Source organism: Nocardiopsis sp. CC223A, assembly GCF_030766825.1.
Lineage (GTDB): Bacteria > Actinomycetota > Actinomycetes > Streptosporangiales > Streptosporangiaceae > Nocardiopsis.
Map to the genome: position 1 here is coordinate 1 of NZ_JASFDV010000144.1, position 7,475 is coordinate 7,475.

Here is a 7,475-nt window from a genome sequence, read left to right on the forward strand (position 1 = left end):
CGTCCCGGAGGGTGGCGGCCAGGTCCGCGGTGAGGCGTTCCGCCGCCCCGCGTACCTCGGCCAGGGCCGTCGCCGTGTCGTCCGCGGAGAGGGCCCGGTCGATGCGGTCCAGCGCCTCGCCGATCCCGGTCGGGGCTTCCGCGGCGGGCCCGTCGGCGCCGTGCGCGGGGGGCAGGATCTCGGCGTGGAACAGGAAGCCGCGCCCCCAGGGCTCGACCGCGTTGATCCGGTAGCGGGTCCCCCGGGTGAGGATCACCTCGCGCTCGCCCGGGTGATCGCTCCGGTCGCCGACCCACAGCCCCCGGGCGCCCTCGGGCACGGTCAGCCGCATCAGGTCGATGGGGGAGCCGCCCGCCGCGGACGGGACGGTACCGAGGGAGACCGAGAAGTACCCCTGTTCCACGTGTGTGGTCCCCGCGAGGGCGCGGGCGTCGGTGCCGCCCTCGCCCAGCAGGTGCCGGTGCTCGTACATGCCGTGCACGGCTTCGAAGCCCTCGGGGAAGGGCTGCCCGGTGGCGCGGTCCAGGCGCCGGATCATCGCCAGGGTCTCGGAGGCGTCGGGGTAGTGGGCCGGTTCCCCGCCCAGGGCGAGGGACTCGGCGATCCGGCCCGCGCGGCCGGAGCGCTCGTAGAGGTCGTCCAGCGCCGCCTGCGGGTACCGGCTGTCGAGGACGCTTCGGACGATCCGCTCCTGCTCGGGGCTGAGCCCGCCCCGCTCCGCGGCCTCCTCCAGACGCGCCAGGCCGGGCCACCGGCCGCCGCCGATCTCGTAGACCTGCCATCCGGGGTGGGGCCGGCTCTCGTCCCGGATCCGGTCGAGCTCGGCCTGCACGGTCGCCTCGTTCAGCGGACTCAGCCGCGCGATGCGGTTCAGCCAGGAGGACCGGGTGTAGGCGGAGACCGCGTCCTGGGCCGCGGTGGGCAGCGCGTCGAAGGTGTTGGGGTTGTAGTCGGGGTCGTGCAGGAGCTGGCCGTAGCGGTCGGCGTCGACCCCGGTCGGCAGGCGGCGGATGGCCCCGGAACCGGACGCGGCGGGGTCGTCGGTGTCGGTCAGCCCCAGGCCGCGGGCGAGGGAGTCGAGGTCGGCGCCGCTCATCCCGCCGCCGTCCCCGTCGGGGTCCCGCACCTCACCGGCGATGTCGGTCAGTGCGAAGACGATCGGGCCGGAGGTGGTTCCCGAGCCCGACGCCTCGGCCGCCGGGGCCGGGACCGGAGCGCGCGAGCCCGATTCCGTCGTTGTGCCGCCCCGGCCGGTCGTCGCCGGGGTCTCCCGGAGCCCGAGGTCGAACACGGAGCGGATCTGGTCGCTCAGGGGCGCGTTGGCGGTGGGGCGGGCCGCCGGGGCCGGTGGGGCGCCGGGCGGGGTGAGGCCGTCGAGGTGGGTGCGGGTGGCGTTGGTCGCGGTGGTCCAGGCGGTGACGGCGTCGTTGTAGGTGTTCAGCGCGGTCCGGTAGGCGGTGTTCCGGGTCTCGTAGGCGGTGCGGGCGGCGTCGAGGGCGGCCCGGTTCGCCGACGTGGCAGCGGCGGCGTGGGCCGCGTGCGCGTCCAGGTAGGCCTTGACCAGGGCGGGGAGCTTGGCGCGCTCCTCGACGTAGGAGGCCTCGGCGTCGGCCATGGCCTTGGCGGCGTTGTGCTCGGCGGTGATCGGTGCGTCCGCGGCCGCGGCCTGTTCGGGGGTGATGATGCCCAGGGCGATGGCGTCGGCCTGGGAGATCCACGCGCTGGTCTTGTTGGTGTGGTGGGAGGTGAACTGCCGGGGGGTGGTGCCGCCGAAGAACGCCTTCTCGTCGGTGCGGGCGCCGATGGTCCAGGTGGTGTCGAACTCCACCAGGTAGGCGGTGCCGAGCCGCTGGCGCTCCATGTCGGAGGGCTCGCCCGTCACCAGGCCCTCGCCCGTGGGCGACTCGCCCTTGATCGTGCGGGCCGCCGCGTCCCCGGAGCCGGTCAGGAAGGCGTTCCGGTCGCTGTTGTCGGCGTCGACGGTGTGGTGGCCGGTGGGGCGGAAGGCCGCGGTGGCGGTGGTGCCGCCGCCCTGGGAGCGGTCGTGGGAGACGCCCTGTCCCTCGGCCTCCTTGTGGACGAGCCGGGCGTCGGGGCGGGCGGTGAGGATGCGGGCGCCGGTGAAGTCGGGGGTGGCGGCGGCGCGCCACCGGGTGCGCCCGATCCGCAGGATGTCGGTCCCGGAAGGGCGGCCGAGGTTGTGCGAGAGCAGGCCCTTGAGTGCGACGGGGTTGAGGGCGTTGTCGATGGGCGTGTAGCGGGGGTCGAGTTCGAGGTGGTCGGCGATGTGGCGGCGGGCGTCGTCGGTCGCCTTCCTGTGGTGTTCCCTGAGTTCACCGAGCTGTGCGGCGGAGGGGGTGGGGCCGAAGTCGGGGGTGGCGGGGGGCTGCCAGCCGAGTGACGCGGCGACGGTGCGCACGGCGGTGTCGCGCAGGTCGGGGCCGTGGACGGCGGTGGGCATGATGACGGCGTCGCGCAGGGCGGCCGGTGGCGGGGCCAACTCGCCGGTGGCGGTGGTGACGGCGGCCGCGAGGGTGTCGCCCGCGCGGGGTGTGGCGGCGGGCGGCGCGGGCACCGTGTCCAGGGCCGCGGCGGGCGCCGCGGGCGGGGTGAAGTCCAGCGATGAACCCAGGTGGAAGGTGCGGACCTGCCCGCCGTCCACCGTCACCGTCTCCCTGATCGGCGGTTTGTACTCCAGGTACGGCGCCTTCCCGCCCTGGCGGACCCCCGCGGTGGGCACCAGCCCGTCGCCGTCGACCTCGATGGTCAGTGTCAGGGAGGCGTCCTCCGCGATCTTCACGTAGGGGCCGGAGGACTCCATCACGATGGTGTGGGTGGTCTCCGAGGACGAGGACCTCCCCTGGGACCCGCTCCGGGTCCCGCCGGCCCCGGCGGCGGGTGAGGCCAGCAGGAGGCTGCTGTCCGACGGCCGGTCACTGCCGCCGTTCGCGCCGCTGGGCTGCCACGGGATGAAGTCCGCGCCCGTGGTGCTGGAGCTTTCACGGGAATCCCGCTGCGAGTGCTCGGCCTGCCAGGAGTGGGTCTCGACGGTGGCGGCGGCCGAGGTGACGTAGTCGACCCGGGGGTTGGTCCTGGCCAGGTCCACCAGGACCCGTGCGGGTTTGGAGAAGTGGGCGTTGCGGTCCGTCGACACCACGTTGACCGGGACCGGCGGGAGCGCGTCCGCCGCGGTCCCCAGCTGCTCGGACAGGGTCACGAGCAGGCGCTCCTTGCCTCCGCGGCTGAGGGTGAGCCCGTGGGCGCGCAGTCGCGTCTCCAACGTGTCCACGGCGTTGGCCGGATCGATGGGGAGGGCCTGCCGTCCCGCGCTGTCGAATCCGGTGCGGACGCGGGCGTGGGGCGGCGGTGTCGGGTTGGTCTGGGTGCCGGGTGCCGGGGTGCCGTCGTCTCCGCGGGTGACGGCGTCGGTGACCAGGCCCGTCTGCTCGGCGTCGCGGGCGGTGATGTAGCCGGAGACGAGATCGCCGACCCGGGCTTTCCACCCGGAGTACCTGTGGGCCCACCAGTTGGGGAAGTTGAGGCCCCGGTGCTTCTTGAACTCCCACGCCTGCGCGATCGTGCCCGCGGCGGTGAAGGCGTAGACGGCCGCGGACTTGGGCAGCAGGAGGAGCCCCGAGGCGGAGGAGACGCCCGAGTCGGCGGTCTCGCCGCGGCGGAAGAAGCTCCGGTTGTGGGAGGGGCCGGCCATGGGGACGATGCCGTTGGCGGAGGACCGGTCGGCGCCGGAGTCGGTCCCGCCCTCCTCGATGGTGTTGGTGGTGCCCCCGGCGAAGCCCGTGAACCGGGCGAAGAAGCCGTTGATCCTGGTGACGGCGGCGGACGCCGTCGAGGTCGTCTCGGACTGGACGGTGACCTGTGCCTTGGTCAGCCGCAGGTCGGTGATCTCGCCGACCGTGACCCTGGTGACCCCGGTGGCCCGCATGTCGTTGGGGGACAGCCAGGTGCCGGGCATCTCGATCCGCCTGCGGCGGCCCGATTCCGCGAAGGAGGCGGGATCGGAGGCGATCGCGGTGGGGGACATGAGGTTGGACAGCAGGGTCGCGCCGCCGACGCCGTCCAGGAAGGCGGACAGTTTCATCCGCCCCCCGTCGGACCAGAACCGGCGCGGGCGGGAGAACGCGTCGAAGGTGCGGCGCAGGAGGTTGCGGCCCGGTCCCGTGCCGTCGGCCTCCTGGAGCAGGGGGTTGACGTGCTCGATGATCGCGCCGTGGTCCAGCAGGACACGCGTGTTGTCGGTCTCCGGGGCGGCCGGGGCCTCACCCTCCGCCTCGGAGGCCTCCCCGTTCCCCTCGGGCCGTGCGGCGCCGGTCCCGTCCCCGGTCTCCGGCGCCGTCTCCTCGCGGGTGGTGCCGGTCCCGTCCCCGGTCTCCGGGGCGTCCTCCTCGGAGGGATCGCGGCGCCCCGGTCGGGGGTCGAGCATCTCCCGCGCCTCTTCGGGGGTCAGCACCGACCGCTCCCCGCCGTCCCTGTCCGGTGCCGGTGCCGGGGAGGCCAGGTTGTCGCCGACGGTGGTGGCCGTGATCAGGGAGTAGGTCGCCTTGATGGGCCGGTCCAGCAGTTCCGTTCCCCGTCCGGTGCCGCGGGCCTGTTCTCCGGAGTCGTAGTCGTGCAGGCGGGCACCGAGGGTCACCTCACCGTTCCACCGGTCCGAGCCCCCGGGGAAGAACAGGCGTGCGTCGGACTTGTGCTCCAGGCCGTAGGCCGCGTCGAAGTGGTCGACCCGGTTCCAGCCCACCGAGGCCATGAACCCGCCGAGCAGCCGGGCCAACCCGCGGGCGTCGCCCTCGGCCGAGCGAACCATGCCCGAACCCGCGGAGGCGGCGACGGTGAAGGCGCTCCCGGTCGCGGACTCGGTGGAGGCCGAGGCGGTACCGCGCACCCGGAGGCCGGTCTCCGCCGTGCTCGTCCCGTCGTGGGACAGCCGGCCGAACTCCGCGTGCAGCCGGACGGTGACCGTGTCCGGGCGGAAGAACTCCTTCAGCCTCGCCATCAGGGTCGGGTCGACCGTCGCCGACTCCCGGAGCCGGATGGGCAGGCCCTCCCCGGGACGCGCGAGCTTTTCGAGGCCGTCCTTGCCCAGGGTGCTCTGGATGGTGTCGCGCACCAGCATCGTGTTCTTGTAGGCGATGTCGTAGGAGCGGCGGAACCCCCAGCGTTCACGGAAGGAGCGCTCGAAGTAGGAGGCGCCCTCCCGTCCGGGCCTGCGGGCGTAGGTGTCCCGGTCGCGGGCCAGTTCCGGGATGACCAGGCCCGGGTGTTCGCGTGCGATGCCCGCCAGCACGTCGTCCAGGTAGCGTTCGAGCACGCCGCGCCGGTCGTCCGACGTGACGTGCGGGGACGGTGCGTCGGAGGTGCCGGGGCCCCCGTCCTCCCCGGTGCCGTCGGCGTCCCGGCCGACCGCCCGCTCGCCGTCGCCCCCGTCCCGGGGGGCGGAGCCGCCCCACTCGAAGCCGAGGAAGTGGGATCCGCGGAAGTGGACGGGGTTGTCGGCGGCCAGGTGCGGAAAGGACGGGCGCTGCCCGCCGTCTCCCCCGCCGCCGGCGGCGGGCCCCTCGTTCCGCGCCGCCCGGTCCAGTTGGCCCGCGGTCTCGCCGGGGAGCAGTTCCACAGCGGTGACGGTGAAGCGGTGGGGAGCCGCCTCACCCTGGACGTGGACGGACAGGTCGTGGGAGGCCTGGTAGGCGGCGAACTTCTCCGTGGAGGAGACGTAGCGGCCCAGGGACCGGTGCTCTCCCGATCCGGAGGTGTTGTGGCTCTCGGAGTGGAGCGACTGCCACCAGGTGGCCTCCACGTGGGGTGCGTTGATCCGGAGCGTGCCGCCGGAGGGGAGCTCGGCCACCAGGCCGAAGCCGACTCCCCCGGTCAGTGTGAAGCTCGTGTTGCGGCTCTGGGCGAGGCTGGTGCCGTCCTTGATGCTCTCCTTGAAGGTCGCGTCGTCGATCAGCGGACCGTGGTCCTTGATCCGGTAGTCGCGCGGCGTCGCGGAGAACTCCATCATCACCTCGCCCAGGCGGGGATGGGAGACGCTCACGGTGACCGGTCCCCGGTCCAGGTGGGGGAGGTACTCCTGGAAGGAGTCGTTGTTGAGGACGTCCCGGATCTCGTGCTGCCACTGCGCGATGTCCTGGCCGGTGCCCGGCCCGGTGACGTCCTTCAGCCACTGGACCGCGGTGCTCTCGCTGCTCGCCTCCCTGTTCAGCCGGTAGGCGTCGGACACCAGGTAGTCGGCGACCCAGGAGCCCAGGTCGGTGTGCGCGGAGCCGCTCCCGGCCGGGGTGTTCGGTGTGACGCTGTGGACGGCGATGGGCAGTCCGCCCGCCGGGCCGAGGTTGCGGGGGCGGCTCCCCGGGCCGGCCCCCTCGCCGGCGCCCGGGGCGAGGTCGATGTGCCGGGGCATCTCGGCGGGCCGTCCCTGGACCTCGCCCGCCAGGGTGAACACCATGCCGTCGCGGATCACGGAAGAGCCGATCGGGAGGTCCACGGCGGGCGCAGGAGCCTCCCCGATGCCGCTCGCGCCGTCGTCGGCCGTTCCGGCCCCTTCCGGCCGCGCGGTCACCTCGGCCCACACCCGCAGGTCGTTGGCGTAGAACTCGGGTGCGGCGAAGGTCGTGTACTCGATCTTGGAGGTGGCCTCGGTCGTCCCTCCCTGGGAGGCCGCACGCTGCCCGCGGGAGAAGCCGCCTCCGACCGTCACCCACGGGCCCGCCGCGGACCCGGTGACGTCGCCGAGCAGCAGCGGGCTCCCCGTGAAGCGCGCCGCGAGGATGCGGCGCGGGTCGTAGGACGAGGAGCCGCCGGTGGTGGTGGAGTGGCTGCGCTCCTCCTCCCGGGACTCCAGGGGCGCTCCCGACCCCCGGTGCTCGACGTCCAGGTGCCGGTACCCGGCGGGGTCCTCGGAGGCCAGGGCGACGCGCACGGTCCAGGACCTGGGGGCGTCGGCCCCGTCGGCACCGGTGCCCGTCCCGGGATCGGTGATCGTGATCTCCCGTCCGCCGGGGGCGAAGAAGACGAGCATCCCGTGCTCGTGGGCCACCTCGTTCAGGGCCGTGTCGACCAACCGGGTGAGGTCGGCGGGCGGGTCGGTGATCCGGTCGCGGACGATGCCCGCGACCGCCTGGTGCACGGCCCTGGTGAACAGGCGGTCGGGCCCGCTGAGCCGCGAAGTGACGAGGTATTCCAGGTCGTAGCGCGTGTCCGTCTTCCCGCGCAGGCGTGACGCGGACGGATGGTCGCGGGGGAGCAGCGACTCGGCGCGGTCGGCCGAGTCCTCGGTGGCCTGTGCGTACCGCCGCGCGTCGGCGAGCGCGCGCCCGGTGTCCCCGAGCAGGTCGCGGGCGCCGTTCAGCAGCGTGTCCGTCCGCCCGAGGTCCGCCGTGATCCTCGCGGCCTCCGGGTGCTCCGCGTCCGGTGCGGCGCGCAGCGCCGTGGCCGCCCGGCCGAGCGCGTCGATGGCC

At 74.2% G+C, this 7,475-nt stretch carries 1 protein-coding gene; it reads right to left on the minus strand.

Annotated elements, in window-relative coordinates:
- The coding region (locus tag QJS33_RS30665) for an ADP-ribosyltransferase (protein WP_306371567.1) at positions 1-7,475 on the minus strand (7,475 nt) is incomplete at both ends.